This is a genomic window from Georhizobium profundi (genome assembly GCF_003952725.1).
Classification (GTDB): domain Bacteria; phylum Pseudomonadota; class Alphaproteobacteria; order Rhizobiales; family Rhizobiaceae; genus Georhizobium; species Georhizobium profundi.
In genome coordinates, this window is record NZ_CP032509.1 from 2419118 (window position 1) to 2445864 (window position 26747).

Genomic DNA, 26747 nt, shown 5'->3' on the forward strand with positions numbered 1-26747 from the left:
TCGTTAAAGAGGCCGCGCGCCGCTCGAAGAGTTTGGCGTTTCCGAACGGTGAACTGGTATCCACTTCACCTCGAAACGCTGATGCGGCGCTTTACAGGCAACCACCCGCGACCGTTGGCGGGACTGGATGAAGAGGATGACGACATGGCCGAAGCCATTGCACTGACCTTCCCCGACAATTCGATCCGCAATTTCGATGCCGGCACCACGGGCCGGGAGGTGGCGGAGTCCATCTCCAAGTCGCTGGCCAAGAAGGCAGTGGCGATCACCATCGACGGCGATCTGCGTGATCTTTCCGATCCGGTCGAACCCGGCGCCATCGAGATCGTGACGCGCGAGCATCCGCGCGCGCTGGAACTCATTCGCCATGACGCGGCCCATGTGATGGCCGAGGCCGTGCAGGAGCTCTGGCCCGGCACGCAGGTGACGATCGGCCCGGTCATCGAGAACGGCTTCTATTACGACTTTGCGCGCTCCGAGCCGTTCACGCCGGACGATCTGCCCGTCATCGAAAAGAAGATGCGCGAGATCATCGGGCGCAACAACGCGTTCACCAAGGAGATCTGGTCGCGCGAGAAGGCCAAGCAGGTCTTCAGCGAAAAGGGCGAGGCTTACAAGGTCGAGCTGGTCGACGCGATCCCCGAGGGTCAGGATCTCAAGATCTATGCCCAGGGCGAGTGGTTCGATCTCTGCCGCGGCCCGCATATGGCCTCGACCGGCCAGATCGGCGGGGCCTTCAAGCTGATGAAGGTGGCCGGTGCCTATTGGCGCGGCGACAGCAACAACCCGATGCTGACGCGCATCTACGGCACCGCCTGGGCGGAGCAGAAGGATCTCGACGCCTATCTGCACATGCTGGCCGAGGCGGAGAAGCGCGATCACCGCCGGCTTGGTCGTGAGATGGATCTCTTCCATTTCCAGGAAGAGGGGCCGGGCGTCGTGTTCTGGCACGCGAAGGGCTGGCGGATGTTCCAGTCGCTCGTCTCCTACATGCGCCGCCGCCTCGACCTCGAAGGGTACGAAGAGGTCAACGCGCCGCAGGTGCTCGACAAATCGCTCTGGGAAACCTCCGGCCATTGGGGCTGGTATCGCGACAATATGTTCAAGGTAACGGTCGCCGGCGACGAGACCGAGGACGAGCGTGTATTCGCCCTGAAGCCGATGAACTGCCCCGGCCACGTGCAGATTTTCAAGCACGGCCTGAAGTCCTACCGCGAGCTGCCCGTGAAGCTCGCCGAATTCGGCAATGTGCATCGCTACGAGCCATCCGGTTCGCTGCACGGCCTGATGCGCGTGCGCGGGTTCACGCAGGACGACGCGCACGTGTTCTGCACCGACGAGCAACTGGCATCGGAATGCCTGCGCATCAACGCGCTCATCCTCTCGACCTATGCCGATTTCGGTTTCGACGAGATCACGGTGAAGCTGTCCACCCGTCCGGAAAAGCGCGTAGGCGACGATGCGCTTTGGGACCGTGCCGAAAGCGTGATGGCCGAGGTGCTGAAGACCATCGAGGCGCAGTCTGGCGGCCGCATCAAGACGGACATCCTGCCGGGCGAGGGTGCGTTCTACGGACCGAAGTTCGAGTACACGCTGAAAGACGCGATCGGCCGTGAATGGCAGTGCGGCACGACGCAGGTCGACTTCAACCTGCCGGAGCGGTTCGGCGCCTTCTACATCGATCGCGACAGCGAGAAGCGCCAGCCTGTCATGATCCACCGAGCGATCTGCGGCTCGATGGAGCGGTTCCTCGGCATTCTCATCGAGAACTTTGCCGGGCACATGCCGCTCTGGATCGCGCCGCTGCAGGTGGTGGTGGCAAGCATCACCTCGGATGCGAACGATTATGCTGAAGAGGTTGCCCGCGAGTTGAAGGCGGCCGGTCTCGTCGTGAAGACCGATACGCGCAACGAGAAGATCAACTACAAGGTCCGCGAGCATTCCGTCACCAAGGTGCCGGTGATCGTCGTGTGCGGCAATCGCGAGGCGGAAGAGCGGTCGGTCAACATTCGCCGCCTCGGCAGCCGGGATCAGACGGCGATGTCGCTTGCCGATGCCATTGCCGTGCTGAAGGACGAGGCAACGCCACCGGACCTCAAGCGCCGTGCGGAGCGCCAGCAGTCGGCCAGTTAAGTCGATCGAGGATAGATGCGGAAACGATAGAGGGGCCTTCGCGGCCCCTTTATTCTGCCATCAACACTTCGACGTCGGTGTTGCGGCCGGCCTCGACCTTGAAGTCGCGCTGGAACACGCGCTCCTTGTTGCGGGCTATGGCGGTGTAATCACCTTCAGCGAGAATGATCGTGGAGAACGCGCCGACGCTCTCGCCGATCGGGTCGCCCGACGCGGTGAGGATCGACCAGGCCGTGTCGGCAATCGCCTCGCCGCCGGGCTCGGAGACGAGCTTCAGCGTCAACTCGGCAGCACGGTGCTCGATGGTGGCTTCCGTGAGCTTGCCGGCTTCGATGTGGATGTCGGAGCGGATGCTGGCGTTGTGCGCACCGTAGTCGGAGACAACGTGGTAGGTGCCCGCATTCAGCCGGATTACCGTATCGGGCCGTACATCGGCGACGATCAGCCCGCGCTCGCCTTCGAGATCGGGCGTTGCGGTGTAGATGGAGAAGGTCAGGTCTTCTGGCGGAATGCGCATGTCTTCGCCGGACAGCGCGTTGAGCACGAGGCCGCCGGCGTTGAGCGTCAGCGACTGTGGCGGCACCGGGCCGCTCGCCGGCACCGTGAGACGCTTGGAAACCGCTGCACGGCCGAAGGCCACATGCAGGAAATAATCACCGGGCGGGAACGCGAATTCAGCATTGCCGCCTTCGGAGCTGGCGATCAACGGCAGCTTGCCGTCGCGGCCGGGCACCGAATCGAAGACACGCCAGACGAGGCCATCGCTGATCGTCTCACCGCCTTCGACCAGCCGCGCGTCGAGCGACACCGACCGGAAATCGGTCGCCATCGCGCCATCGGGCACTGTCGGGGCGTATTGATTGAGCCCGGGAAGCTCGATTGCCGGCATCTCCGGATCGATCTCGCCAAAGGCGCTTTGCGCGGATGCGGAGGAGGTCATGGCGAAAGCGGCGCACGCCAGAATGACGGCCCGGCGGTTGCATGCGTGATAGGGCATCAATGGCATCGTCACTGTTGACAAGCTTCTAGACAGGCGCCACTTGAACCGAAAAGCTTAGGCAATTTCAAGGCCTGCTCATATTTCCCCCAATTTGCGAGAGGTTTCACGCAATGCAGGAGCATGCACTCAACGCGCGCCCGGATCTGAAATCCTATCTCAATACAAGGCGTTCGGTGCCTGCACTGCAGATGAGTGAGCCCGGCCCCGACAGGTCGCAGATCAACGAAATGCTGAGGCTGGCGACACGGGTGCCCGACCATGGGAAGCTCGCGCCTTGGCGCTTCGTCGTAATTGCAGGCGAATCGCGCACGCGAATCGGGGTCGAACTCGCGCGGATCGCGACCGAGCGACGGGGCGATCTTTCGGAAAAGGAAGTGGAGATCGAGCGCGAACGGCTGGCGCGCGCGCCGGTCGTCATCGCCGTCATCAGCACGGCGGGCGAGCACCCGAAGATCCCGCTTTGGGAGCAGCAGCTTTCCGCCGGTGCGGTCTGCCTCAACCTGTTCATGGCGGCCAACGCCCTCGGCTTTGCCGCGAACTGGCTGACCGAATGGTATGCCTATGATGCGGCGACCCGGCCGCTTTTCGGCCTCAAGGATGGCGAGCAGATCGCCGGCTTTCTCCATATCGGCAGCAGCGAAATGACGCCGCCCGACCGTCCGCGTCCCGACGTGGATGCGCTGACCACATTCCTGGATTGATCGATGTTCTATACGACCGACACCAATCGGCATGGGCTTGCCCATGATCCGTACAAAGCCATCATTTCGCCCCGGCCGATCGGCTGGATCGGGACGAAGTCGAAGGATGGCGCGCTCAACCTTGCGCCTTACTCCTTCTTCAATGCGGTCTCGGATCGTCCGAAGCTCCTGATGTTTTCGTCTGCCGGCTACAAGCACAGCGCGCGCAACGCGGAAGAGACCGGTGTGTTCACCACCAATCTGGTTGGTCGGGCGCTGACCGAGCAGATGAACATGAGTTCGGTGGATGCGCCGGATGGCGTCGACGAATTCGAGCTGTCGGGGCTGACGGCGAAGGCCGGCGAGCTGGTCGACGCGCCTTATGTGGATGAGGCCTATGCGGTTCTCGAATGCCGCACCACCGATGTCTTCCGCCCGAAGGGCCTCGACGGGCAGCCGTCGGAAAACTGGATGGTGCTGGGGCAGGTCGTCGGGATCCGCATCCGCGACGAGGCGATCCGCAACGGACGGCTCGACATGGCGCTCGTCGCGCCGCTCGCGCGGCTCGGCTACATGGACTATTGCGATGGCGGCGACACGTTCGAGCTGTTCCGCCCGGAATGGGAAGCCGTCAAGCGCGCCTGAACGTGCGGAAGCGTCAAGCGTTCAAGCCGGCGGCCGCAGCCCGCTTCAGGATGCGTTCGGCCTGCCGCAGATGCGGCCGGTCGATCATCTGTCCTTCGAGGCTCATGACGCCCGCATCCTCACCGGCGCCCTCGAAGAGTTCCACGATGCGCCGCGCGCGGTGAACCGCCTCAGAGCTTGGCGTGAAGACGCGGTTGATCACCTCGACCTGTGCGGGATGGATGGCGAGCTTGCCTGAAAAACCATCGCGCTCGGCGGCGAGGCATTCGCGTTCGAGTCCCTCCATGTCGCGAAAATCGGTGAAGACCGTGTCGATCGCCATGATCTGCGCAGCCGCGGCTGCAAGCAATGTCATGGAGCGCGCGAGACGGAAAACGTCGGTATAGTGGCCATCATCGCCGCGGTTGCGTGCGGCACCGAGATCGGCCGCCAGATCCTCGCCGCCCCAGGACAGTGCCTCGAGCCGCGCAGATGCGCTGCGGTAGCCATTCAAATTGAGCACGCCGGCGGCTGTTTCGGCTGCCAGCGCGTGGATGCGCAGCTGGCCTTCCGGAATGTCGTTTTCGGCTTCCCGAACGGCGATGAGTGCCGAGAGGTGCTGGATGGCCGCAGGGCCTTCGGCCTTGGGCAGGAGAATGCCGTCGGGCTTCGCGCCGACGACGGCATCGAGATCTGCCTCGGCGTGGCCGCTATCGAGCGCGTTGATGCGCACGATGAGCTTTGGCTGGCCTTCGCCGCGCTCGGCACCGGCGAGAAACGCGGCAGCCATTGCGCGGGCCTCGATCTTGCGGCGCGGCGATACGCTGTCCTCCAGGTCGATCAGGAGGCAATCCGCGCCGGAGGAGGGCGCCTTTTCCAGCTTTCGATCGGAATCACCCGGCACGAACAGATAGGACCGCATCTTCTATTTCCTCCCAGTATCGATCGAGGTGCTGCTCTTACGCACCGCGCTCGTCCTAACTGCTTTGTCCGCCTGGGAAAAGCGTAGGTCACCCGGCTGTTCGACGAAAACATGGTGAACCAAACGTAAACCTTTGGCGCCTAGCCTTGTCTCCACTGGGAATCGCATCGTCTTTGGGTTGGGGCCATCCATGATCATCGCCGCATTTCTCCGCTGGACCGAAACGGCGCCGGCTGCCGATCGGGCGAAGGCGGCGGGTTCGCTGGCGCGGGCTTTCGTCGAGCGCACACTTGCCGCCGACGACCGTCAGGCGGCCGAGGTGGCGCTGACCTATCTGCTGGACGATCCGTCTCCCAAGGTGCGGCTCGCGATTGCTGATGTCATGGCGCAATCGACCGAAGCGCCGCGGGCGATCGTCCACGCATTGTCGCGCGACCAGATCGAGGTGGCGGGCCGAATCGTGGCGTTCTCGCCGCTGCTCAGCGATGCCGATCTCGTCGACCTCGTCGGCGAGGATGTGGAGGATCTGCAGCGCCTCGTCGCCTTGCGGACGGGTCTCTCCCGTTCCGTAGCTGCTGCAATCGCCGAGGTCGCCGGTGCGGAGCCGATCTGTGATCTCCTTCAGAATCGTTCGGCCGCCATCGCGCCGTTTTCGCTTCGCCGCATTGCCGAGCGGTTTTCAGCCGATACCGCCGTACGGGCTTTGCTCGTGGAACGGGACGATCTTCCGGCCGATGTTCGCCATCGGTTGATGGGCGCTGTCGCAACCGCGCTCTCGCAGTTCGATCTCGTGCGCAACGTGATTGGCGAGCGGCGGGCCGAGCGCGTGGTGACGGAGACGCAGATGCAGGCGACGCTGACGCTTGCTGGCGACGGCAACACCGCTGCCTTGCCCGGTCTGGCCGAGCATCTGCGCGCTGAGGGGCGCCTTACGCCCGCATTGCTGATGCATGCACTGGCCAGCGGCAAGCTCGATTTCTTCGTGGCCGCCGTGGTTGCGATTTCCGGACAACCCGAAGCCCGGGTGCGCGCCATCGTCGTCGATGGGCGCGTGCCGGCCATCCGCGCGCTCTATGGTGCAATCGGCCTGCCGGGGCGCCTGTTGACGGTCTTTATCTCTGCAACGCTCGTCTGGCGCGACGCCTCGAGCAGAGGCAGGATCGCGACGCCATCGCATCTCGCCCGCACATTGATCGAGTTGCATCAGCGCGACGCGGCCGAGCATCCGGAAGTGGCGGAGCTTCTGACGCTCGTCGAGAAGCTCAATCTCGCCCATCGCCGCCAATGTGCGCGCGCGGACGCGCTTGCGCTCGCAAGCGTTCGCGCGGCCTGATCAGATATCCAGATTCTCGGCGAAGGCCGCGCGTTCCTGGATAAAGCGGAAGCGTGCCTCCGGCTTGGTGCCCATCAGGTCGTCGATCGCGATCGCGGTACCTTCCAGATCCTCGGCATCGATGGAGACGCGCAGCAGCGTCCGCTTCGCGGGATCCATGGTGGTTTCCTTCAACTGCGCCGGCAGCATTTCGCCGAGGCCCTTGAAGCGGCCGATCTCGACCTTGCCGCGGCCCTTGAACTCTGTTTCGAGCAGTTCAACCCGATGCGCGTCGTCGCGGGCATAGAGCGTGCGCGATCCCTGCGTCATGCGATAGAGCGGCGGGATGGCCAGATAGAGGTGACCGTTGTCCACCAGGCCGCGCATCTCCTGATAAAAGAATGTGATGAGCAGCGACGCGATGTGCGCGCCGTCGACATCGGCGTCGGTCATGATGATCACGCGGTCGTAGCGCAGATCGTCGTCACGATACTTGGCTCGCGTGCCGCAGCCGAGCGCCTGGATGAGATCGCCGATCTGCTGGTTTGCCGTGAGCTTGTCGCGGCCGGCGCTGGCTACGTTCAAGATCTTGCCGCGGAGTGGCAGGATCGCCTGCGTCTGCCGGTTGCGCGCCTGCTTGGCAGAACCGCCGGCCGAGTCGCCCTCGACGATGAAGAGTTCAGCGCCTTGCGCCGCCGTTTGCGTGCAATCGGCGAGCTTGCCGGGCAGGCGCAGCTTCTTCACCGCACTCTTGCGGTTGATTTCCTTTTCCTTGCGCCGGCGCACGCGTTCATCGGCGCGGTCGAGCACCCAGTCGAGCAGCTTCGCCGCTTCGGCCGGCTGGTCGGCGAGGTAGTGATCGAAGGGATCGCGCAGCGCGTTTTCGACGAGGCGCTGCGCCTCGACTGTGGCGAGCTTGTCCTTCGTCTGGCCGACGAATTCCGGTTCGCGCACGAAGACCGACAGCATCGCCGCGCCCGAGATCATCACGTCTTCCGTCGAGATGATGGAGGCGCGCTTGTTGCCGGTGAGCTCCGCATAGGCCTTGAGGCCGCGCGTCAGCGCGATACGCAGGCCGGCCTCATGGGTGCCGCCCTCGGGCGTCGGGATGGTGTTGCAGTAGGACTGGACGAAGGGATCGCCGCCGAACCAGGTGACGGCCCATTCCACGGTGCCATGGCCGCCGGTCTTGGTCGTCTTGCCGGCAAAGATTTCGTTGGTGACGGTGAAATCCTGGCCGAGCGAGGCTTGCAGATAATCTTTCAGACCGCCGGGGAAATGGAAGACGGCCTTTTCCGGAACGTCGGGCTTTTCGGCCACCAGTTCGGGCGCGCAGGACCAGCGGATTTCGACGCCGCCGAAGAGATACGCCTTGGAGCGCGCCATGCGCATGAGCCGGGCCGGATCGAACCGCGCGTTCTGGCCGAAGATCTGATGGTCGGGCTTGAAGGAGACGCGCGTGCCGCGACGATTCTGGACTTCGCCCACCTCTTCCAACGGCCCGAGCGTGACGCCGCGCGAGAAGCGCTGGCGGTAGAGCTTGCGGTTGCGCGCAACTTCGACCGTCAGTTCTTCAGAAAGCGCGTTGACGACGGAGATGCCGACGCCGTGCAGGCCGCCCGACGTCTCGTAGACCTTGCTGTCGAACTTGCCGCCCGCATGCAGCGTGGTCATGATCACTTCGAGCGCGGAGCGGTCCTTGAACTTCGGATGGGGGTCGACGGGGATGCCGCGTCCGTTGTCGGTGACGGACAACACGCCATCGGCCGACAATTCGACATCGATGAAATTGGCGTGGCCAGCCACGGCCTCGTCCATGGAGTTGTCGATGACTTCGGCGAAGAGATGGTGGAGCGCCTTTTCGTCGGTGCCGCCGATATACATGCCCGGCCGGCGACGCACCGGCTCCAGGCCTTCCAGCACTTCGATGTCCGCAGCCGAATAATCGCCTTCACTATCCCGCGGCTTTTGCGCCTTCGGCGCCTGGCGCTGAGGCTCGGCAACAGCTGGCCGCTTTGCCGGAGCGGCGCCGAGGCCGGCGCTAGGGATTGTTGCGAAAAGATCGTTGCTGTCGTCCATGGCTATGCTTCAGTCCCAAGGCGTGAATTGTGGCCGAATCACCTGCGCAGTGTGACAGATGGCGTTCTGGCAAGCGAGTCGTGTTCCCTTTGTGTTCACGGTCCTGCGCACGGTTGCCCACATGAAAGGATGGCCAGTGGCGGCACGAATAGGGGATATCGAGCCAATGAGGAAGGGGCGACGCCGGGTCGTGACAATCACGTGGTGGACGATCATGGGACGGGCGGTGCTGATATGCCTGATGGCGATGGCTGCGGCGGCTCCCGCCGCGGCGACGGACATAGCGCCGTTCAAGGACGACCTGTTCGCCCATCCTGCGGTGATCGAGGAGAGTGCGGATGGCGCTTTCCGGCGCTATGACTACCGGGAGATGCGCGACATCAATGGCCGGGACGAGATTCCGGAACGTCGCGCCAAACGCGCCTATGTCGATCTTTCGGTCCATCGCGCGGCGCGCGAACGCGTCATCGCAAACGGGGCGGGTCAGGTCACCGTCAACGAGTTCGGCGTGGAAGCCGGCGCACGCTTCGTCGTCATCTTCGTGCACGGCCGCGACGGCGACCGCAGGCTAGGTTCCGACGACTGGCGCTTCGGTGGCAATTTCAACCGGCTGAAGAACCTCGCGACCCGCAATGGCGGCACCTATTACGTGCCGAGCCTTCCAGATTTCGAGGCCGGTGGGCAGGGGGTGATCCGAGCGTTGTTTGCCCATTCGAGGCAGGTCTCGCCGCAAGCGCCGATCGTGCTGGCTTGTGGCTCGATGGGGAGCGCGCTGTGTCTCGCAGCTGCGCGCGATGGAGCGCTGGCCTCCGAGCTCGGCGGGCTGGTTCTGCTCGGCGGCGTGCCGGATGGCTCTTTAGCTGATAGCGCGGCAGCGCGTGCCCGGCTGCCGATCGTCTTCGGGCATGGCGAGAACGACCGTGTCTATGACTGGCGCAATCAACGCGCCGTCTTTGACCGACTTCGTTCAAGTGGCGGCTATCCAGCGCGGTTTCATCTTTTTGCCACCGGCAGCCACGGCACTCCCATCCGCATGATCGACTGGCGCGACACGCTGAATTTCGTGCTGGCGAATGGTCGCTGATGCAACCGTCATCAGAAGTTTGGGAACCCTAAGCGACGACGCGGGTTACGTTAACGATCGCTTTAATAGGAGAATTTCCCATGATGAAGAAAATTGCCACGCTTTCGGTTGTCGCTGTCGCCACGCTCGGCGCAGCCGGTTGCACGACCGGCCAGAAGACCGTAGGCGGCGCCGTTGTGGGCGGTGCTGGCGGAGCCGTGGTCGGTAACGCGATTGCCGGTACGGGCGGCGCCATTGTCGGCGGTGTCGGCGGTGCGGTCGCAGGCGGCGCAGTCGGTCGCAACCTCTAAGATCGACACCAATTTCTGCCGCGTCCCGAGCGAGACGAAAAGTCCTCGTTCCGGACGCGGCAAACTGCATTTTTGCGGTTGACCCCCGGCAGGCGCCTGCCTATGTTCCGCGCCAATTCCACGGGGCATCACCGCCCCGGCGGGAGCCTGTAGCTCAGCTGGTAGAGCAACTGACTTTTAATCAGTAGGTCCAGGGTTCGACCCCCTGCGGGCTCACCAATCGAACCAATGACTTAGTCATTACGATCGGTGAACGGAAGCGGAACGTGGGGCATTTGTGGGGTTTTCTCCTATTGACCCACAGCCCCATGGGTTCCCTGGTCGTTCCTGTCAGATCCGGCCCGGCTGCGGCAGACACGCAAGCACTGATCCTTCCATCGCAAGAAACCGTTCGAAAATAGGCTAAGGCGCGCAGGGCAGCTTTGAAGGAAAGACAGCCATTTTTGCTTAAGCGCGGGGAAGCGTAACGTCTGCTGCTATCGTTAGCGTTTTGCCGTCATAGGTCAGTGGATGAGACGGCATTGGCGTCAAATGCTGCACGCTATCTTCATCAACCTGATATCCGTGTTTCGTGAGGAACTCCACAATTTGTCGGCCGGTCTTCCAAGCCCTGGCTGAAGGCCCCACAATCAGGACAGCTAAAGGTTTGTCCTTCGGTACTTTAACAAGGAGGTCCTGGCCGAGCGCTTCATTGAACTCGAGTCTTCGATCCCCATAATTATTCACCGGGCCGATATGTCCGTAATTGCTTCCGAAGTTATTGTAGTTGTCGCCCGTCATCTGCGGCTCTCGTTTTCTTGGTGCTGTCAAATTCCATGCCCAGAACCATAATGCAGCGGTCAGGACAGACAACATCGAGGCGGGAAGGGAATTGCTGATGACCCAATTCCAAATTGGGTCTATCGCAGCTCGAGCCTCAGGCCAAATAGCAGCTGCGCCGAGGGCGGTAGCAACGACAAATGCGATGACCGCCGGTATCCACTGAAGGAGCTGATGCAGGCTCGAAACCATGCAGCACACATATCACCGCATCCATTGATTCGTAATGGTGGGTGAGCATCCGCCGTTTAGAGACCCGTCTCCGTTTCGCCACCGTCGTCGTACCACGACATCATCTTGCCGATCGCGTTGTCGGCCATCTCCGGATGGCGCGCGAGGTAGTGCTTGAGCACCTGCGTAGCGCTGGCAAGTGAGTGGCCGGTGACCGATGTGATTTCAGGGATGGTCGCGCCGGCGAGCGCCATCCAGACCACGGCCGTATCGCGGAAGTCCATTTCCCAGAAGCCCTCGAGCGTCGGGCAGGGCGCGATGATCTGGCGGCCGTTCTCGTCGACGACGCCCTTGACTGCCTGCTCCTGGACGATCCGGAACATGCGGCGATAGGGCCAGGCGCCAAAGGGCTGCCAGGTCTGCTCGTTGAGGATGACGTGGGGTGAGACGATGCCGGCGGCCTGGCGGCGCTCCTGTGCTGCCTTGAGCCTGCGGGCGAGCTCCGGCGGTTCCTTAATGGCGACGACGGCGCCCGTCTTCGCCTGGCGGAAGACGCGCCGGCCGTTGACGAGGCCGCGATCGACGAGCTCCAGGCGATCAGCCTGGCGCTGCCCCGTCCAGACGGCGAGGGTGAACATGTCGCCGAGCTCCGGCCGGCCCATGTGATCGGCGACCGCGACGAGCGTCTCGAGCTCGGCACGCGAGGCGAAGCGCACGCGCGGCTCCGGTGTCGCCATGCCCAGGCCAAGCGCCGGGTTCGTCTTCAGTCGCTTGAACTTGCCCCGGTTGAGGCCCCAGCTGATCGCGGCCGAGAGCGTGGCCATGGCGCCGCGCGCCGTCGCCAGGCCGCGCGTCTGCCAGAGATCCTCATAAAGCCCATAGCAGATGACGCGATCGAGCGCGTCGACTTCCGACGCCCAGAGATCCGGATCGTGGCTCTCGATCACGCGCGCCTTCTGCTTGAAATCGCGGATCGTGTTGGCCGTGTAGATCTTGCCGCCGATGGGTTTCCTTGCCCCGCCCTTAAGCTTCTCGCCTTCGGCTGCGGCGCTGGCGGGGGCCCCGATACCGCCGAACTTCGGCGATCGATACCAGTCTTCGAACAGGCGGCCGAGCGGATAGGTGGGGGCGATCTTCTTCGGTGCCGTGCGCGCGGCCACCGCGCTGCGCTTCGCGTTGTGCCGATCGGCGGCGAGCTTGCGGCAGAAATCCACCGACCAGTCCACGGCCTCGCCGCGGCTGAACCATCGGCCGTCGGCGTGCTTGAGATCTTGGGCGACATAGCCGAGCGCGCGCAGCGTCTTCGCCGGCGAGAAGCGCGGCCGGCCGTCTCGCCAGTCGACGTGTGGATGGGGGTTCTTGCGTTTCGTCGGCATGATCGCGGCTCCATTCGTGATCATCGGGCAGCATGAGATCGCCCGGGCAGGAAGTCAAAGAAATGCAGGCGGCTACTCGAACACAGGCCGCCTGCCAGGTGGGTCCGCCTCGTTATGCTTGGGAGGAAACGGCAGACCGGGGGAGATGGTGCGCGTCAGACGCGATGGTGAGCAGGTGGCTTGCGAAGCTGCCACAGCTCGCGGTCAACCAGCTCGACATCGCCATTGGCATCTATGCGCATGAAGGCGCTGCCGTGCGTGTTGGCTTCGACGATGACCCGTTCGAGCAGATACTCGAAGTCGCCGCCGAAACGCCTGTTCCAAGCGGCACGCGCCTGGCCTTCGTTCGCCCGGCTGTCCGTCTCGGCACCGCAGTCGTTGCAGCTGATCCACGAAGCCGTGGTCCGGTTCACGCGCATGTCGCGGCCGCCGCAGAATGGGCACGGCTTTAGCTCATCGGCCTCGTTCGTCATCTCGTGCTTCACGCGCCCATCTCCTTGCCAGCCAGCCCATGGGCCACACGCCACGGACAATCGCGCGCGACCTCGCCATGGGGGCAGGTGCAGGCAATGCGGAGGGCACAGTGGCAGCGCGTTTCAAATTTCGGATCGTTCTCCACAGCCACCACCAGCGGCACCACGTTGCCAGCGAAGGTGCGATGCGCTCCATCATCGGCTCTTGCCCGGCCGAGGCGCTCGGCGTCGGCTTCTTCCATATCCCGGCGGAGCATGGCTAGCTCAACGACGTGGCTGGCAAGCCGGTCCCTGATCCGGTCGAACTCCTGGAAGGTTTCGTCCATGGCATCGACGATGCGCTTGAGCTCGCTCATTGCGACTTCTCCTTCCGGGTGCGTTCCAGCTGCATGAGGGCGAGCTGGCCGGCTTCGGTGAGGCGCAGCCTCTTGGCGAAGCCGGTGTTCATTTCGCGGATCAGGCGGCGTGCTTTCACGGCCTCGACGAGCGAATAGGAGTAGCGCTGGCCGGCGAAGTCCCAGCCGTTCTTGATGCGCTTGCCTTCGAGCTTCTCGACGCTTGTGAGCAGCTGGCGCTGCCTGGCGGTGAGCACCTGGCGCGGTGCGATGACGGCGGCATTCTCGAGGATCGACGTCATGCGTTGCCTCCCGCGACCGTCGGGATCTCCGAGGCGATGCCTAGATGACCCTCGCCGTTGCGCAGCGCCCGCAGCATCAGCGTGTAGATCTTCGCGATCGTGTCACTCGGCTCCTGGCCGGCGTTGTGCTCCAGTGACATGACGAAGCTGAACAGCATGTTGGCCATGACCGCGCAGCGATGGTCGGTGCGGCTCATGTGGTTGAACTCGTCGGCCATCCATGCCTGCAACTCGATCTGCAGATCGATCGCGCGGCGCTGTACCTCCAGCAGTGCGCGATCATCCTTGCAATCTGCCTTCTCGTCGCCCTGGCGCAGCGCTTCGAGGACGTTGACCCGTGCGTGCTGGCGCAGAAGATCAACGTCGATATGTCGCGGCCGGTTCATGCCCGGCCTCCATAGCGCAGGCGCAGGGCGGCGTTTTGGGCGGCGATCGCGTCGGCCGCCGGCGGCGGATCTCGTGGGGCCTCATTGTCGTTGGCCGCAAGCGCGTTGCCTTCCAGCCAGGTTTCGATCGAGCGGCGTGGCCAGAGCCAGCCGGCGGCCGACTTGCGCGGCATGCCGAGCTTCACGTGACGCTGCAGCCAGGTGCGCTTCAGCGTGTCGGGCTTCAGGCCCAGCATCTCTGCCAGCTCCTTCAGCCCTACGAATTTTTCTGAGAGATGCATCGCGATCCCCTCGCTTCCCCCAAATCACCATGATCAGGGTCGAGCGAAGGATGTGAATGAAATCACTTTATGTCAAGAATTTTCCATGGAACGTGTTCACACCTGTAGGTGACGCGATGCGGCGTAGCCGTCTGCCTGGCATTGGTGTCCACAGATTTCGCTATTTCGCGAGCTCGCTTTATCGCGATCCTCAGCGGCCGAGGATTTTGCAACGGGTTGCACGCGATGTTTTCCGCCCGGTTTAATCAAGTGCCAGCGCGTGGCTAAACCGTGTGGTTTAGTCCAGTGCGAGTCTGGCGAAATCCGCCCGGGTTGATCTAGTGCGGAGCGCCAGAAATCCGCCCGGTTTAGTCCAGTGCCAACCGTGCGGTTTAATCAAGTGCGGGATTAGGCGGCGTTTGCGGAACGCTCGCGCATCATCGTGACGACGACGCCCTTGATCTGAACGCGCTCGTTATCGACGAGCAAAGGTCTGCGCAGCGAGTTGTCCATCGAGGCCGCGACCAGGAATGGGTGCTCGTAAACCCTGAACAGGATCTCAGCCTGGCCCATGGCGTTCATCACCTGCGCGCAGACCACGTCGCCGTTGCTCGGGGTTGCGTTCATGTCGACGACCAGGACGTCGCCCGGCAGGTAACCGGCCGTCTCTAAGCCACGAGAACGCAGGATCCAGGGATCGATGCCGTTGCGCATGCTTTTGAGCTCGACCAGCATCTTTCGCAGAGTGCCTGCACTGTCGCGGCTCTCGATGACGAGGTCGTAGTGGGTTGCCTCGTCCTCTGCCAAGCCGCGCTGCATGGCAGGTGGCTTGCGCTCGAATGGCGGGATGCCACCCACAGCGGCGATTTTCTCGATCACTTCTGTTGAGAGGGTCGCGGTCCCAGAAGTGTCGTTGACGAACTTCGTCAAAGTCGACGGGTTGATGCCCGCCTCGCGTGAGAGGCGCGCACGTTTCCAATCCTTGAAATCAAGGATTGCGTTCACCCACTCCAGGTGTTTTCGCCGGACGTTTTCCACAACGCGATACATAGCAGCGTCCGCATCACAAGCCTGACGGCCTGGAATTAACTTGACTAAGTGAAGCAAATCACTTTTTCGATGGAAAAGGCAATGGAGGCTCCGTCGAAAAATGACACAAATGCGGCGATGGTCTGAGGTCAAGCGCAAAATCCAGTCGGTGGAGTGGACGATTGCGGGTCTCGCACGCAAGGCCGGCATCTCGGAAAGCACCATCCACAAGGGCGTGAAGCACAACACGTCGCTGCGGCCATCTACGGCGAAGGTCATCGGCGACGCTTTCGCCGAGCATGCCAGGGAAGAGGCGCTTGCCGAGGCGCAGGACGCGCAAGAGCGCGCAGCATGATCATCTCCGAGATCAACATCTGCGACCGCGTGCGGCCCGGGCAGGATCCGAGCGGCGTGCATGAAAGCATGCTCGACGACATCAAGCGTGAGGCCCGCCGGGCCGCCTGGCGCGGGATCACCTTCACCCACTACGGCTTCGACAAGGCTTCCGGCCGCGTCGCCATCCAGGCGATCGCCGGCACCGGCCCGGCCACGCTCGACGCCCTCAAGCTTTTCGCAATCGAGGAGAGACGGCGATGACACCCGAATTCACCTTGCTTTGTGTTCTCTTAGGCGCCGGCGTGGCGCTGCTCTATGGTGGCGCGGCCGGGATCGTCGGCGCCGACAGCGCCCGCGAGCGGGCAGGTGGCTCGATCGTCTTCGCCGCCGGCGTCGCGGTCATCACCATTATCTGCTGGGGCACGGTATGACCCTGATGGAACCGATGATCCGCGCCATGCACGCCGCGCTGGACGACGCCGGGCGGGCCGACGTGCTTTTGCGCTGCCCGCGTGCGGTGCTGATGAAGTTTCACCACGTGTTCATGGATGCCTGCGGCAAAGCGCAATTCGAGGCCGGGATCGAATATCTGATCGTCGAGCAATCGGCGCGCCATGCCGTGCTGCAGGCCGACGGCACCTTGCCCCCGGTGATGCAGGCGGGCTGCGACATGATGCGGCTCAATCTCGTGAGGATCGTGAAGGCCGCTGCCCAGGCGCGGAAAGCCGAGGCTGCGATCGGAGAGGGGACCGATGCCCCATGACGGATGTCATTGCGATCGAGGATCGGCGGCTCGCTCTCAAGGTGTCGATCCGGAAGCTGGAACGCACAGCCGGGCTTTCGCACGGCGAGTATCGCCGGATCGTCGACAGCCAGAGCTGCCGGCCGACGACAATCGCCAAGTTGGAACAGGCCTTGGCGCGGCTTTCGCGGCGCGAGGATCCGCACGATCGCGAGCGGCTCGAGGAATGCGTGTTCCGGCTATGCGTGGCGATCGTGGCGATGGAGGCCGGCACCAATGCCGCCTTCGTCTTTTCCCACGACCCGGCCAAGCGGGCGACGGCGAACCCGGACTGGATGCGCGCGGCCGAGCTGCGCCGCAAGGCGCTTTACATGGCCAATGTCGTCGTCGGCCTGCCACAGGCCACGCTGGCGCGCGCCGCCGGCATGACGAAATCGGCCGTCTCGCTCGCCATGCAGGAGCTCGAAGCCGAGCGGCCGGACAGCGGCCCGGATTTTTTCAGCCATTTCGAGGAGGCGTTGCAGGGATGACTAGCGCGGTCGACGAGCACCAGGTCAACAAGATCTACGACACGATGTCGGAATATTGCGCTTGCCGCGATCCGCGCGAGGTGCTGGCAGCGCTCGGCGAGCTCGTGGCCGACACCTATGTCGCCTGCTCCGGCAGCCATGCCAGCGCGATCGAGGGCGCAACGGATCTCCACCGGCAAATTTTGATCCGGATCGATGCGGCCGAACAGGCCGTCGGGATCCCGTTTCGCGGGGGTGAGCGGCAATGAGCAAGTCTAACTTCGAAGGCGATCTCTCCGGCCGCGACTATTTCGTCAAGCGCGTCGGCTGGCGCTGGCAGGTGTGGTTCCGTCACGTCGACGGCACAGGCGACGACAACGGCGCGAAAGAGTGGCTGGCCTGTGCCGTGCTCTACTGGCGCCGGATCAACGCCGAGCGTGCCGCCATTGCTATGCACCAGGCGTTCAACGCCGGCGTCTGGTGCGAAAGCGGCCGGAACAATGTCGACGCGCTTCAACAGCGGGTGGCCGCCGTATCAGGAACGCTAGAGGCGGTGGAGCCGGTGGCGTGGCCCATCGAGACGGAAGATCAGGTCGAAGCGCTCGCCCGCGAGTGCGATTGGGATAACCGCAAGTACATGACGCCGCCCGATTATACGATCTGGTGTGAGCGCATGCGGAAATTCGCTCGCCTCGCCGCCGCACCCCCATCCGATCCGGTCGGACAAGCGGCAGTGACGAAATACTGCACATGCAAAAATAGCAAGACGAACCCGTGTATCGTTTGCGGGAAGAAAAAGTTCATCGACCCGAAATGGCTTCTACGGAGGCTTGAAGCGCACCCAGATGAGGGGGAAATCGGCGCTGGTAGAGAAATGTTTTCCGCATCCCCTGCACCGGAAGCGGGAAGCGCGACCCGCCGCGATCCATGGGTGAAGCCATGAACCGCGATGATCTGCCGGAGATCAAGCAGGCGCTGAAGGATCGGATCCAGGAGCTGTGCCGTGCGCTTCTGCCGGACGGCCGGCCGATCGGGCGGCTCTACATCGCGCACAATCCCGTCACCCTCGATCACGACAAGTCGCCTGAATTCAAGGTGGCGCTGAACCGTGACACCGGCGCATGGAAGGACTGGCGCACGGGCGAGAAGGGCGACGTGATCCGCCTGATCGAGTACGTCAAAGGCACCGATTTCGCCGGCGCCATGCAGTTTGCGCGCGACTTCCTCGGCATCCGCCAGATGACGGCCGAGGAGCGCCGGCGCTTCACTGAGGAGAGCCGCGCCCGCGTGGCGGCGGCGACCGTGAAGGCGGAAAAAGACCAGCGCCACAACCGCGAGAAGGGCGAAGCGCTCTTCCTGGAGGGTTTGCTCGACGGCGCGGGATCCACGGCCGAGCACTATGCCAAGCGCTATTTCGAGGGCCGTGGCTGCCCGCTCTTCCAGGTGCCGAACCGGGATATCGCGACGATGCGCTATTCCGCCGGCACGGAATACTGGAAGCTTGCGGACTGGAAGCGGCATGCCGACGGCCGCCTGGAGAAGCTGAAGGCCGGGCCGATGCTGCCGGCGATCCATTCCGCCTTTCGCACGGCCACCGGACAAGTGGTTGCCTGCCATTGCACGTTTCTCGACCCGGTGGAGCCGATCAAGGCGCGGCTTGGAGGCGATACCGCCAAGCTGATGCGCGGCGAGGTGCAGGGCGCCGTCATCCGGATCAGCCACGGGCCGGAAGGCCTGCCGCCGGAAGAGGCGCGCCGGGCGTTTCCGCTGATCATCGGCGAGGGGATCGAGAACTCGCTTTCCGTGGCGATCGCCGTGCCCGAGGCGCGCGTGTGGGCGGCCGGATCGCTCGCCAATATCGGCAACTGCCCGGTGGATCTGCCCTGCATCTCTTCCGTGATCGTGGCGATCGACAACGACTGGCAGAACGCCCAGGCGCAAAAGCAGCTCGAGAACGGGATCCGCGCGCTCGCCGCCAAGGGCAAGCCCGTCAGCATCATGGCCGCCCATGCGGGCAGCGACTTCAACGACATGTTTTGAAACGAGAGGACGGAACGATGAGTGACGAAAGAATGATCGACAGCGCCAGCGATGAACGCACGGCCAATAATGCCGTGCGCCACCAATATCGCTCGCTGAGTGACAGCGAGAAGGCCGACATGGTGGCGCTGAAGGATCACGGCGCGGCCTTCCTGCAGGCGATCGACGCGGTGGAGCGCCGATCGGCGCCGAGCCGTGAGCTCTCGCTTGCCCGCACGAAGGTCGAAGAGGCCGTCATGTGGGCCGTCAAGCACGTCACGCGGTGACCGGCATGGGCAGATACAGAAAATTGCCGGTCGAGATCGAAGCCGTGCAGTGGTTCAAGCCCGGCGATCATCCGAAAGTCAAAAGCGGCGCCGGGCCGGCCACCTGGCCGGATGGCAGCATCAAGGTTGCTGGAGCCGATTGCGGTTTCATAGAAACGCTGGAAGGCGGCCACATCGTCACGCCAGGCGACTGGATTATCCAGGGCGTGAACGGCGAATTCTACCCGTGCAAGCCCGACATTTTCGCGAAAACCTACGAGCCCGTGGAGCCCAGCCATGTCTGACACAGGCGGGATCGCCCGCGACCAGCTGCAGGCCTTCGTCGATCGCATCGAGCGCCTCGAGGAAGAGAAGAAGACGATCAGCGACGACATCAAGGATGTTTATGCCGAGGCCAAGGGCACCGGCTTCGACACGGCAGCGCTGCGCAGGGTCATCGCCCTGCGCAAGCTCGATAAGGACGAACGGATGGAACAGGAAGCCATCCTCGACACCTACCTCCATGCGCTCGGCATGGGGCCCGCACCCGATCTTTAACGAATACCCAGGCGGTCTGGTCCGGCTCGCGAGGCCGTCAGCACCCATCGACCCGGCCTGAAGCCGGATAGGGGACCTTAGAAGGTAGGGGCAAAGCCCGCCGCCACCCCCAACACAAGCGAGGAACGACGATGAGCAAGAGGAAGAGCAATGCGCAAGGCGGATCAGCTGCAAAGCCGGAAGCTGGCACGGGCCCGGACCAGGAAGCGCCTGAAGGTGCTGAAACCGTGGTCGCGGCCGGCGGCGAAGCATCTGGAGAGCCGGCAGACGCGGGCACTGGCGGGGATGCTGGCGCTCCAGCTGATAATGGAGCCGCGACTGTTGGGGCGGAGAGCGTGAATAATGAAGGCGCCGAAGAAAGCTCCGAGCCGGCTGCCCTCGAAATGGCTGGAGACGGCGCAAGTGGATCTGATCAGCCGACCATCGCAAGTCCGGAAGAGCAGGCCCCCGAAGGGACTGACGGAGCTGATGACAGTGCTGCGGCGCAGTCGGAGGGTTCTGCAGATCCAGAAAGCGTGGCCAGCGATGGGCCGGTAGCGCCGGACGGCAGTCCGGACACCGACGGCGTGCCTGGCAGCCCGGGCCCGGACCCGGACAGCATCGCCACAACGGCCATGCTCGCCGCCGGCGCCGCCTATTTTCGAGCAACGCGGCTCGGCGAGGAGGTTGCGGACGGGATCGATTTCGGCTGGCTGATAGACGATCGCAAGAATGAGATTGTCGATCGCCGCGCATCGGCCGAACGGGCCGTCATTGCGCTTGCCGAATTCTGCCGCAAAGTGCCCGGAGCCTCTGCCGGTACACTGGTGATGCAGCTGCAGCTTAGCCGCTATCGCGCGAGCGCCGAGACCACGCCCGAGGAACACGTTGCCTTCAACGTGTTCGCCTGGACGCTGCATCAACTCGACTGGCTGGCGAAGATCCGCGCGGCCGAGGCGCGTGAGAAGCACAAGAAAATCCCGAAGCCGGCGGCGATCGACATCGAGGAGACGACGCTTGCGCTCGTCGACGAACCGATGGCGCTGACCGAAATCGGCATGCGGAGCCGCTAAGCCGGGCCACCAAGATCCGCGGCGCGACCTCTCCGCGCGCCGCTGATGAGACCGCCGGCCTCCTCCCGCAACAGGGCCGGCGGTTTTTCTTTTCAGGCAAGAGGCGGCCGGGGCGGCCGCGACAGGGCGCAGCATTCACGTGGCAAAACGCAAGACCATCAACCATGCCGGCGTGACCGGAACCCGCGCCGTATTTCTCGATGCGATGCGCTGGATCGAAAGTCGCGCGATCGCCGAGGATCCCGATCCCAACTTTTCGCGCGACGGTATCAAGCCCGGGCAATGGCCTGGCGCACCATGGGACAATCTTCCGCCGAACTGCCCCGTCCAGGTGCTCGGCCACAATGGCGATCTGATCTATTGCCGATCGGCCACCGGCCAGCTGCACGAGGTCGAGCGCTGGGACTATCCCACGCTCGTCAAGCTTTTCGCGCCCTACATCAATTTTCTCTATTGGGCCTGGCCCGGGTTCGGATCCGGCGGCAAGGATGCCGACGGCCAGGAGCTGCCGCCGATCGTCAAGCGCGTGGAGCGCGACAAGGCCGTGACGTGCCTGATCGCAGAGGGCAAGCGGCGCGGCCTCTTCGACCCGAAGAAGCGCGTGCGCGGCCGTGGCGGCTGGATGGCGGCCAATGGCGCCTTCGTCTGGCATTCCGGCGAGCGGATCTGGACGGTCGATAGCGGTCTCAAGCTCTCATGCGCGGATCCCGGCGAGCATGACGGCGATTTCTACACCAAGCTGCCGAGCGTGATGGAGCCCTGGCAGATGCCGGTCAACATTCTCGACACGCCGGCGTCGCGGATCCTCGAGGATCTCAAGACCTGGAACTGGGAGCGGCCCTATCTCGACCCGCTGTTGCTGCTCGGCTGGATCGGCACCGCCTTCATGGGCGGGGCGCTTGCCAACCGGCCGATCGTCTTTACCACCGGCGGCGCCGGCGTCGGCAAATCGACGCTGCACCAGGTGACCGAAGCGATCCTGGACGACGCCGTGCATGCGCTCGTCGACACGACGGCCGCCGGCATCTATCAGCACGTGAAGCACGACAGCCTGCCCGTGACGGTCGACGAGCTCGAGGCGAAGAAGGGTTCGACGAAGGCGACGGCCGTCATCGAGCTCGCGCGCCTGGCCTTCTCCGGCGGCAAGATGGCACGCGGCGGCGCCAGCCACGACGGCACGACGTTCCAGGCGCGATCGTGCTTCATGTTTTCGGCCATACTGCACCCGCCGCTCGCCGTCCAGGACAAGACGCGCATGGCGATCCTGAACCTGCGAAAGCTGAACAAGGGCCACGGCCGGGAACCGGTGATCAACGACGCCGACGGCCGCATGCTGTTGCGCCAGGTGATGGACGGCTGGACGGGCTTCAACACCAAGATCCTGCCGGACTGGCGCAAGACGCTGCACATGGCCGAATTCGATGCGCGCGCCATCTCGACCTATGGCACGCTGCTGGCGGCCGCCGAGCTGCTCGTCGGACCGCTGGCCATGGAAGCCATCGGCCTGCCGGTCGGCGACCAGCATGCGCTGGCGGAGATGATCCAGGAGGCGACGTCGGTCGAGCGCGCCGAGCAGATGGAGAAGTGGCAGGAATGCCTCGAGCATTTGTTGGCGGCGCCGATCGAGGGCTACAATGGTGGGCAGCGAATGACCGTGGGCAGCGTGCTGCATGAATTCGAGAATGTCGGTCAGACCATCGAGATCACGCGCGACAAGCTGGCGCTCGCCGGCCTCGGCATTCGCCGCGCCGGCGATCCAGGGCAGGGACCGTGCCTTGCCATTCCCGCCCAGCACCCGGCGCTCGGCAAGATCTTCCAGGACACCGATTTCTACGATGGCGGATGGATCAACGCGCTGAAGCAGGGGCCGGACCAGGTGGTGCTGACCAAAGCGCCGAAGAACACCAAGGTCGTGAAGATCTCGCGCGTTGCCAAGCACTGCCTGCTCGTTGATCTCGGCAGCTATGACGCGATGATGCCGAAGGAACAATAGGGCTCCACAGCGGGCGCCCTGGCTGGCAGGATGGCCTTCCTTGAGTCTGGGGAGGCTGAGCTGCATGATCCCTTACACCCTGTCCGCGCTGATCCTCGTCTTCGGTGGCGGCTTCGCCTGGTGGTTTGCCTCGGACCGTTTCCCAGGCTGGTTTGCGCGACAGCTCTCAAATCAGGTCGATCGCAGTCCGGCTGCCCGCCGGCCGTCGGCAGATGGCATATATACCTTCACGATCGAGGAGCTGCAGGAGCACAATCGAAGCCTGATCTACTCGATCGGCCACCAGATTTCGCCGTTGATCGGCATTGCTGCAGTGCTCGTTTTCGGCGCGATCCTCTCCAATTTCACTGATTTTCCACCGCCCATGCCCTGATCAGAGGGCATTTATCCCGGCCGCACTTGACCCTCCTTACCCCTGCCCATGAGAGGAAAAACGGAGCCCGCGCGCGACCACGGAAACGCCCACGGATCAGGCGGTCGCCTCGATCCATGGACGCCACGATGGCCGGTGCGAGTAGCTGCGCGGGCACTTGATCAGGGGCAGGCCGTGACACGGTGGATGACTGCCGGCGAACGGGTGCGGGAGACGCATCCCGGTTAGCTTCGGTAAGACACGGTTAGACGGGTTCTAACCGGATTTCATCAATCAAAACAATGCGGTAAGCCATGCGGTTAGAAGTTAGCCCGGTAAGCAAGAGTTTCATACGCGCGCGCGTGCATACACGCGAGACTATCTAACCATCTAACTTCTAACCCGTGGGTATATCTTCCTGAAAAGACAGGCATTTCGCGGTTAGATTGTGGTTAGAAACCGATGCGGCGCCGCCGGTCGGTCTAACCGCCATAGACAATTCGGGATCAATTCACGATGGCCGACCAGGGCGACGACACGGCAGATCAGAGGTTTTTGACGGCTCACCGGCCGGGCGAAAATCCCGGCGCGGATCCGGAGCGGCCAGATCCGGAGCGGGCGGCGAAGGTCGGCGATCGGAAGGCGACGGCCGAGGCCGCGATCGAAGACCTGGCGCGGCAGATCGCCGGCGGCGACGAGGAGGCCGAGGCCGACCAGCTTGACCTGATGCTCGACCCTGACCTGCCCTTGTTCAAGGGGCCGGTGGCGCATGTGGCGAATACCATCGAGAGCGCTCGCGGGCGCGGGAGGCCGGTCGGCTCGAAGAACAAGGCCAACCAACTCTTCCGCGATACGCTGATGCGGATGGGCTTCCGGCATCCCGGCTTGAACCTGGCGGCGCTGGCGAACGCGGATCCGCGCGAGCTGTCCGCCGAGCTCTCGCAGCCGCGATGGGACAAGAAGACGGAGCGGTGGATCGAGGCGAGCTGTACGCCGGGCGAGGCCATGAAGCTGATCAAGGATGCGAACGCCGAGCTGCTGCCCTACTTCGAGAGCAAGCGCCCGACCGAGGTCCACGTGCAGCGCCGCGAGCTCGGCGTGTTCATCATGGGCGAGATGGCCATCGACCAGGGCGACGACGAGGGCATGATCGACGTGACCAGGGCGCAAGAGCCGAAGTCAACGAATTCAGGCACTTAGCCTTGTGGCAAATGGTGAAGATGACCCACGATCAGGCTATCGCATTGATCCTGTTGCGGAAATGGCCAGTAGCATACTGATCTAAAATCAGTAGACCAAGACCGGGTTTCGACCTGGATTGAATGACCCCTCGGCCCTCGCTGGCCTATCGGCGAACCCGGGCCCCCGGTGCCGATCGGCAGGGGCGGGTGGCCGGCGACGCGGCTTCGAAACTCGCGGACGGCCCTGGTGGGGGGCCTATTCTGCCTCACACACACCTGCCTGAACAGACCGGCGGCACTCGACCGGTGGCCGGCGGTCTTAGTCTCGACCTCAAGCGGCGGGCGCGGGCACGCGCGATCCGCACGGGTGCCGAGGGTCCAGGGTTTGGGAAATATCAATCTGCAGCGCTACAAGCCGCCCGGGCCGGTCGGCGCGGCTTTCATCCAATCGCGCGGGCCGATCGACCTGATCATGGGCCCAGCAGGCAGCGGCAAGACGGTTGCTTCGGTGGTCAAGGGTCCGTCGCTCGCCTCGAGCTACTTCCCCGTCTGCAAGGATGGGTGGGTGAGGGTGAAGATCGCCTGCATCCGCGACACCTATCGCGACTTCGCCCGCACGGCGCTCGCCTCCTGGTACGATGCGTTTCCCGTCTCGCATCCGTTCACGATCAGCCACGAAGGCGGCCAGGATCGGCCGATCAAGCACAATCTGCGCTGGCGCGCCATGCGCGGAAACCGCGAAGTCACGATCGACCTCATCATGGAAACCGGCGCGATCGGCGACCACAACGTCGAACAGTTCATCAAGGGCTATGAAGTTTCGGCCGCCTGGCTCAACGAGTGCGACATGCTCGACGAGCGCGTGCCGGGCCTCATGTTCCAGCGAACGGGCCGCTATCCGAAGGTCGAGGATATCGCACCTTCTGAGCTCGAGCGCGTGTCGCGCGACGGCCGCGAGACCTTCACCAAGATGGGGCTAACCATCGAAGAGGGCGAAACGATCCTGCCGCGCATCGTGTGGGGCGATCTCAACCCGCCGGACATCGATAACTGGGTCTATCGCTTCTGCGTCGACCAGAAGACGAAGATGCCGGGTTTCAACCTCTTTCGCCAGCCGTCCGGGCTGACCTCTAAGGCCGAGAACCGGGTCGGCAAGCCGCGCTCTTCATACGAGCTCGAGGCAGCAACGCAGCCCGAACACATCGTGCGGCGCATGGTGCATGGCGAGTTCGGCTATTCCATGGATGGGAAGCCTGTCTATCCGGAGTTTTCGCTGCACCGGCACGTCGCGGACCAACCTCTGGATCCTCTGCAGGGCGTCCCGCTCGGCATAGGCCTGGACGCCGGCGGATCGCCGGCCGCGATCATCGGGCAATTTTTGCCGAATGGCTCGCTTCGGCTGCTTTCCGAGATCTGTGCCGAGCCTGGCACCGGTCCGTCACGCTTTTCCGAGATGATCTATGAAGTTCTCTCTTCACGCTTCCCCGGGATGCCTGTGTCCGAGGCATGGGGCGATCCGTCGGCGTTTTGGGGTGCGGATCGGCAGAATGGCGAGCTTGCCTTCATGGAAACCGTGGCGCGTGCGCTGTCGATCAACATCTTGCCGGCGCCGTCGAACGAACCGGCAATTCGGCAGGAAAGCGTGCGCTGGTATCTTGCCAAGACGATCGACGCCACGACGGAAGGCATGCTGATCTGCCCGACGATGACGACGATCATTGCCGGCTTCGCCGCTCACTACAAGCTGACGAAACAGGCCTCGGCTGGTAATACTGACATCCTGGCCGTGGTGAAGAACCGGTATTCGCACCCGCATGACGGCCTGCAGTATTTGACGCTGGGCCATCGCGGACGCGCCGGCGTTATCCAGGACGGCTCCGGCCTCGGCAGGCCGAACAACGTGATCGGTCTTGGCCAGCGGCGCGGTCTTGCCCAGCCAAAGGCAAAATCGGACTTCGACGTGTGGAGCGTCTGACCGTCACGGCGCCGGCATCGTTCGACGATTGCCTCGAGGCGGCCGCGCCGTCGCGGTTCATTCGCCAGGCGCAGATCCTGATGCGGCTGAAATCCGACACGCTGGCGATCCGCGAGGGCGATGCGCTACTCGCCGTCGCCTATCTGTGGCCTCACTCCGACAGCGAGCGCGAGCTTTGCCTTGCCCTTCGACCAGCTGCCCGGCCGCACCTGGTCGCGCTTTGCCGCTTCGCTCACTTGACGCTTTCCCGCCTCGCCCATGCTGGCATCACGGTTTCGGCGCGTATCTCGCCGGGGCATCGGGCAGGCGAGCGCATGGCGCGCCTCGTCGGCATGTCCCCGGATCCTTCGTCGTCGGGCCTCTGGATGATCAAGGGGATCGTAGATGACGCAAGTGGTCGGACAGCTGTTCGGAGGCGGTCAGAACAAGGCGGCAGCGCGCGAGGCGGCCCAGAGCCGCGAATTGCAGCGCATCGCGAATGACCGCCAG

34 protein-coding genes and 1 tRNA gene are annotated in these 26747 nt (G+C 63.7%); 24 read left to right on the top strand and 11 right to left on the bottom strand.

Annotated features, from left to right (window positions below):
- Window positions 1-144 precede the first annotated feature (144 nt).
- Window positions 145-2133, top strand: a complete 1989-nt coding sequence (gene thrS / locus D5400_RS11450; RefSeq protein ID WP_126010140.1) for a threonine--tRNA ligase — start codon at window positions 145-147, stop codon at window positions 2131-2133.
- A gap of 49 nt (window positions 2134-2182) precedes the next feature.
- On the opposite strand, the gene D5400_RS11455 is transcribed toward thrS, so the two are convergent.
- A complete protein-coding gene (locus tag D5400_RS11455; protein ID WP_126010141.1) occupies window positions 2183-3130 on the bottom strand; it encodes a hypothetical protein in 948 nt (315 codons plus the stop codon).
- Between the two features lie 113 nt (window positions 3131-3243).
- On the opposite strand from D5400_RS11455, the gene D5400_RS11460 reads away from it, so the two are divergent.
- Together D5400_RS11460 and D5400_RS11465 are read left to right on the top strand one after the other, a co-directional pair.
- Window positions 3244-3834 carry a nitroreductase family protein gene (locus tag D5400_RS11460; protein ID WP_126010142.1) on the top strand — a complete coding sequence of 197 codons (591 nt, stop codon included), beginning with the start codon at window positions 3244-3246 and terminating at the stop codon, window positions 3832-3834.
- A gap of 3 nt (window positions 3835-3837) precedes the next feature.
- Window positions 3838-4458, top strand: a complete 621-nt coding sequence (locus tag D5400_RS11465) for a flavin reductase family protein (RefSeq protein WP_126010143.1) — start codon at window positions 3838-3840, stop codon at window positions 4456-4458.
- 13 nt (window positions 4459-4471) lie between these two features.
- Here the strand turns inward: D5400_RS11465 and D5400_RS11470 are convergent, their stop codons facing one another.
- On the bottom strand, window positions 4472-5359 hold the full coding sequence (locus D5400_RS11470) for an HpcH/HpaI aldolase/citrate lyase family protein (RefSeq protein WP_126010144.1): 888 nt from the start codon (window positions 5357-5359) through the stop codon (window positions 4472-4474).
- Between the two features lie 190 nt (window positions 5360-5549).
- On the opposite strand from D5400_RS11470, the gene D5400_RS11475 reads away from it, so the two are divergent.
- Window positions 5550-6692 carry a DUF2336 domain-containing protein gene (locus D5400_RS11475; RefSeq protein ID WP_126010145.1) on the top strand — a complete coding sequence of 381 codons (1143 nt, stop codon included), beginning with the start codon at window positions 5550-5552 and terminating at the stop codon, window positions 6690-6692.
- Here the strand turns inward: D5400_RS11475 and parE are convergent, their stop codons facing one another.
- Window positions 6693-8750, bottom strand: coding sequence for a DNA topoisomerase IV subunit B (gene parE / locus D5400_RS11480; protein WP_126010146.1), 2058 nt, complete (start codon window positions 8748-8750; stop codon window positions 6693-6695). It abuts the gene before it with no gap.
- 166 nt (window positions 8751-8916) lie between these two features.
- On the opposite strand from parE, the gene D5400_RS11485 reads away from it, so the two are divergent.
- The 3 genes from D5400_RS11485 to D5400_RS11495 all read left to right on the top strand — a co-directional run bounded on the left by D5400_RS11485 (window position 8917) and on the right by D5400_RS11495 (window position 10343).
- Complete coding sequence (locus D5400_RS11485) at window positions 8917-9834, top strand: lysophospholipase (RefSeq protein ID WP_245451273.1); 918 nt, start codon at window positions 8917-8919, stop codon at window positions 9832-9834.
- Between the two features lie 80 nt (window positions 9835-9914).
- Window positions 9915-10124, top strand: a complete 210-nt coding sequence (locus D5400_RS21150; protein WP_164527741.1) for a hypothetical protein — start codon at window positions 9915-9917, stop codon at window positions 10122-10124.
- 143 nt (window positions 10125-10267) lie between these two features.
- Window positions 10268-10343: transfer RNA gene (locus D5400_RS11495), tRNA-Lys, on the top strand.
- Between the two features lie 228 nt (window positions 10344-10571).
- On the opposite strand, the gene D5400_RS11500 is transcribed toward D5400_RS11495, so the two are convergent.
- The 8 genes from D5400_RS11500 to D5400_RS11535 all read right to left on the bottom strand — a co-directional run bounded on the left by D5400_RS11500 (window position 10572) and on the right by D5400_RS11535 (window position 15428).
- A complete protein-coding gene (locus D5400_RS11500; RefSeq protein ID WP_126010148.1) occupies window positions 10572-11135 on the bottom strand; it encodes a hypothetical protein in 564 nt (187 codons plus the stop codon).
- A gap of 56 nt (window positions 11136-11191) precedes the next feature.
- Window positions 11192-12490 (bottom strand): site-specific integrase, encoded by a 1299-nt coding sequence (locus D5400_RS11505; protein ID WP_126010149.1) that lies wholly within the window; start codon window positions 12488-12490, stop codon window positions 11192-11194.
- Window positions 12491-12645: 155 nt separating this feature from the next.
- The gene (locus D5400_RS11510) at window positions 12646-12975 is read right to left on the bottom strand and encodes a Lar family restriction alleviation protein (RefSeq protein ID WP_126010150.1); all 330 of its coding nucleotides are present in this window, start codon (window positions 12973-12975) and stop codon (window positions 12646-12648) included.
- Window positions 12972-13319 (bottom strand): hypothetical protein, encoded by a 348-nt coding sequence (locus D5400_RS11515; RefSeq protein ID WP_126010151.1) that lies wholly within the window; start codon window positions 13317-13319, stop codon window positions 12972-12974. The genes D5400_RS11510 and D5400_RS11515 overlap by 4 nt, the downstream gene beginning before the upstream one ends.
- Entirely contained in the window at window positions 13316-13600 is a 285-nt protein-coding gene (locus D5400_RS11520; protein ID WP_126010152.1) for a hypothetical protein, read from the bottom strand. The genes D5400_RS11515 and D5400_RS11520 overlap by 4 nt, the downstream gene beginning before the upstream one ends.
- Window positions 13597-13986, bottom strand: a complete 390-nt coding sequence (locus D5400_RS11525) for a hypothetical protein (protein ID WP_126010153.1) — start codon at window positions 13984-13986, stop codon at window positions 13597-13599. Before D5400_RS11525 ends, D5400_RS11520 begins: the two co-directional genes overlap by 4 nt.
- A complete protein-coding gene (locus tag D5400_RS11530) occupies window positions 13983-14267 on the bottom strand; it encodes a helix-turn-helix transcriptional regulator (protein WP_126010154.1) in 285 nt (94 codons plus the stop codon). The genes D5400_RS11525 and D5400_RS11530 overlap by 4 nt, the downstream gene beginning before the upstream one ends.
- A 387-nt stretch (window positions 14268-14654) precedes the next feature.
- Entirely contained in the window at window positions 14655-15428 is a 774-nt protein-coding gene (locus D5400_RS11535) for a LexA family protein (RefSeq protein WP_126010155.1), read from the bottom strand.
- Between D5400_RS11535 and D5400_RS11540 the strand changes: the two genes are divergently transcribed.
- The 17 genes from D5400_RS11540 (at window position 15406) to D5400_RS11615 (ending at window position 26740) form a co-directional block, all read left to right on the top strand.
- Entirely contained in the window at window positions 15406-15630 is a 225-nt protein-coding gene (locus D5400_RS11540; RefSeq protein ID WP_126010156.1) for a hypothetical protein, read from the top strand. The genes D5400_RS11535 and D5400_RS11540 overlap by 23 nt on opposite strands.
- Window positions 15627-15872: a hypothetical protein gene (locus tag D5400_RS11545; RefSeq protein WP_126010157.1), complete on the top strand. Its 246-nt coding sequence runs from the start codon at window positions 15627-15629 to the stop codon at window positions 15870-15872. The genes D5400_RS11540 and D5400_RS11545 overlap by 4 nt, the downstream gene beginning before the upstream one ends.
- A complete protein-coding gene (locus tag D5400_RS21155) occupies window positions 15869-16042 on the top strand; it encodes a hypothetical protein (RefSeq protein ID WP_164527865.1) in 174 nt (57 codons plus the stop codon). The genes D5400_RS11545 and D5400_RS21155 overlap by 4 nt, the downstream gene beginning before the upstream one ends.
- A 5-nt stretch (window positions 16043-16047) precedes the next feature.
- Window positions 16048-16374 carry a hypothetical protein gene (locus tag D5400_RS11550; protein WP_126010158.1) on the top strand — a complete coding sequence of 109 codons (327 nt, stop codon included), beginning with the start codon at window positions 16048-16050 and terminating at the stop codon, window positions 16372-16374.
- Window positions 16371-16883 (top strand): hypothetical protein, encoded by a 513-nt coding sequence (locus D5400_RS11555; RefSeq protein WP_126010159.1) that lies wholly within the window; start codon window positions 16371-16373, stop codon window positions 16881-16883. The genes D5400_RS11550 and D5400_RS11555 overlap by 4 nt, the downstream gene beginning before the upstream one ends.
- Entirely contained in the window at window positions 16880-17131 is a 252-nt protein-coding gene (locus D5400_RS11560) for a hypothetical protein (RefSeq protein WP_126010160.1), read from the top strand. The genes D5400_RS11555 and D5400_RS11560 overlap by 4 nt, the downstream gene beginning before the upstream one ends.
- Window positions 17128-17805 (top strand): hypothetical protein, encoded by a 678-nt coding sequence (locus tag D5400_RS11565; RefSeq protein ID WP_126010161.1) that lies wholly within the window; start codon window positions 17128-17130, stop codon window positions 17803-17805. Before D5400_RS11560 ends, D5400_RS11565 begins: the two co-directional genes overlap by 4 nt.
- On the top strand, window positions 17802-18902 hold the full coding sequence (locus D5400_RS11570) for a toprim domain-containing protein (protein WP_164527866.1): 1101 nt from the start codon (window positions 17802-17804) through the stop codon (window positions 18900-18902). Before D5400_RS11565 ends, D5400_RS11570 begins: the two co-directional genes overlap by 4 nt.
- A gap of 17 nt (window positions 18903-18919) precedes the next feature.
- Window positions 18920-19168 carry an Acb2/Tad1 domain-containing protein gene (locus tag D5400_RS11575; protein ID WP_126010163.1) on the top strand — a complete coding sequence of 83 codons (249 nt, stop codon included), beginning with the start codon at window positions 18920-18922 and terminating at the stop codon, window positions 19166-19168.
- 23 nt (window positions 19169-19191) lie between these two features.
- A complete protein-coding gene (locus D5400_RS11580) occupies window positions 19192-19452 on the top strand; it encodes a hypothetical protein (protein ID WP_205665603.1) in 261 nt (86 codons plus the stop codon).
- Window positions 19445-19705, top strand: coding sequence for a DUF2312 domain-containing protein (locus D5400_RS11585; RefSeq protein ID WP_126010165.1), 261 nt, complete (start codon window positions 19445-19447; stop codon window positions 19703-19705). Before D5400_RS11580 ends, D5400_RS11585 begins: the two co-directional genes overlap by 8 nt.
- A gap of 131 nt (window positions 19706-19836) precedes the next feature.
- Window positions 19837-20757: an ICP22 family protein gene (locus tag D5400_RS11590; protein WP_126010166.1), complete on the top strand. Its 921-nt coding sequence runs from the start codon at window positions 19837-19839 to the stop codon at window positions 20755-20757.
- Window positions 20758-20896: 139 nt separating this feature from the next.
- Window positions 20897-22750 (top strand): hypothetical protein, encoded by a 1854-nt coding sequence (locus tag D5400_RS11595; RefSeq protein WP_126010167.1) that lies wholly within the window; start codon window positions 20897-20899, stop codon window positions 22748-22750.
- A gap of 64 nt (window positions 22751-22814) precedes the next feature.
- On the top strand, window positions 22815-23123 hold the full coding sequence (locus D5400_RS11600) for a hypothetical protein (protein WP_126010168.1): 309 nt from the start codon (window positions 22815-22817) through the stop codon (window positions 23121-23123).
- Window positions 23124-23618: 495 nt separating this feature from the next.
- Entirely contained in the window at window positions 23619-24302 is a 684-nt protein-coding gene (locus D5400_RS11605; protein WP_126010169.1) for a hypothetical protein, read from the top strand.
- Window positions 24303-24668: 366 nt separating this feature from the next.
- Window positions 24669-26258: a hypothetical protein gene (locus tag D5400_RS11610; protein ID WP_126010170.1), complete on the top strand. Its 1590-nt coding sequence runs from the start codon at window positions 24669-24671 to the stop codon at window positions 26256-26258.
- Entirely contained in the window at window positions 26246-26740 is a 495-nt protein-coding gene (locus D5400_RS11615) for a hypothetical protein (protein WP_126010171.1), read from the top strand. Before D5400_RS11610 ends, D5400_RS11615 begins: the two co-directional genes overlap by 13 nt.
- Window positions 26741-26747 lie beyond the last annotated feature (7 nt).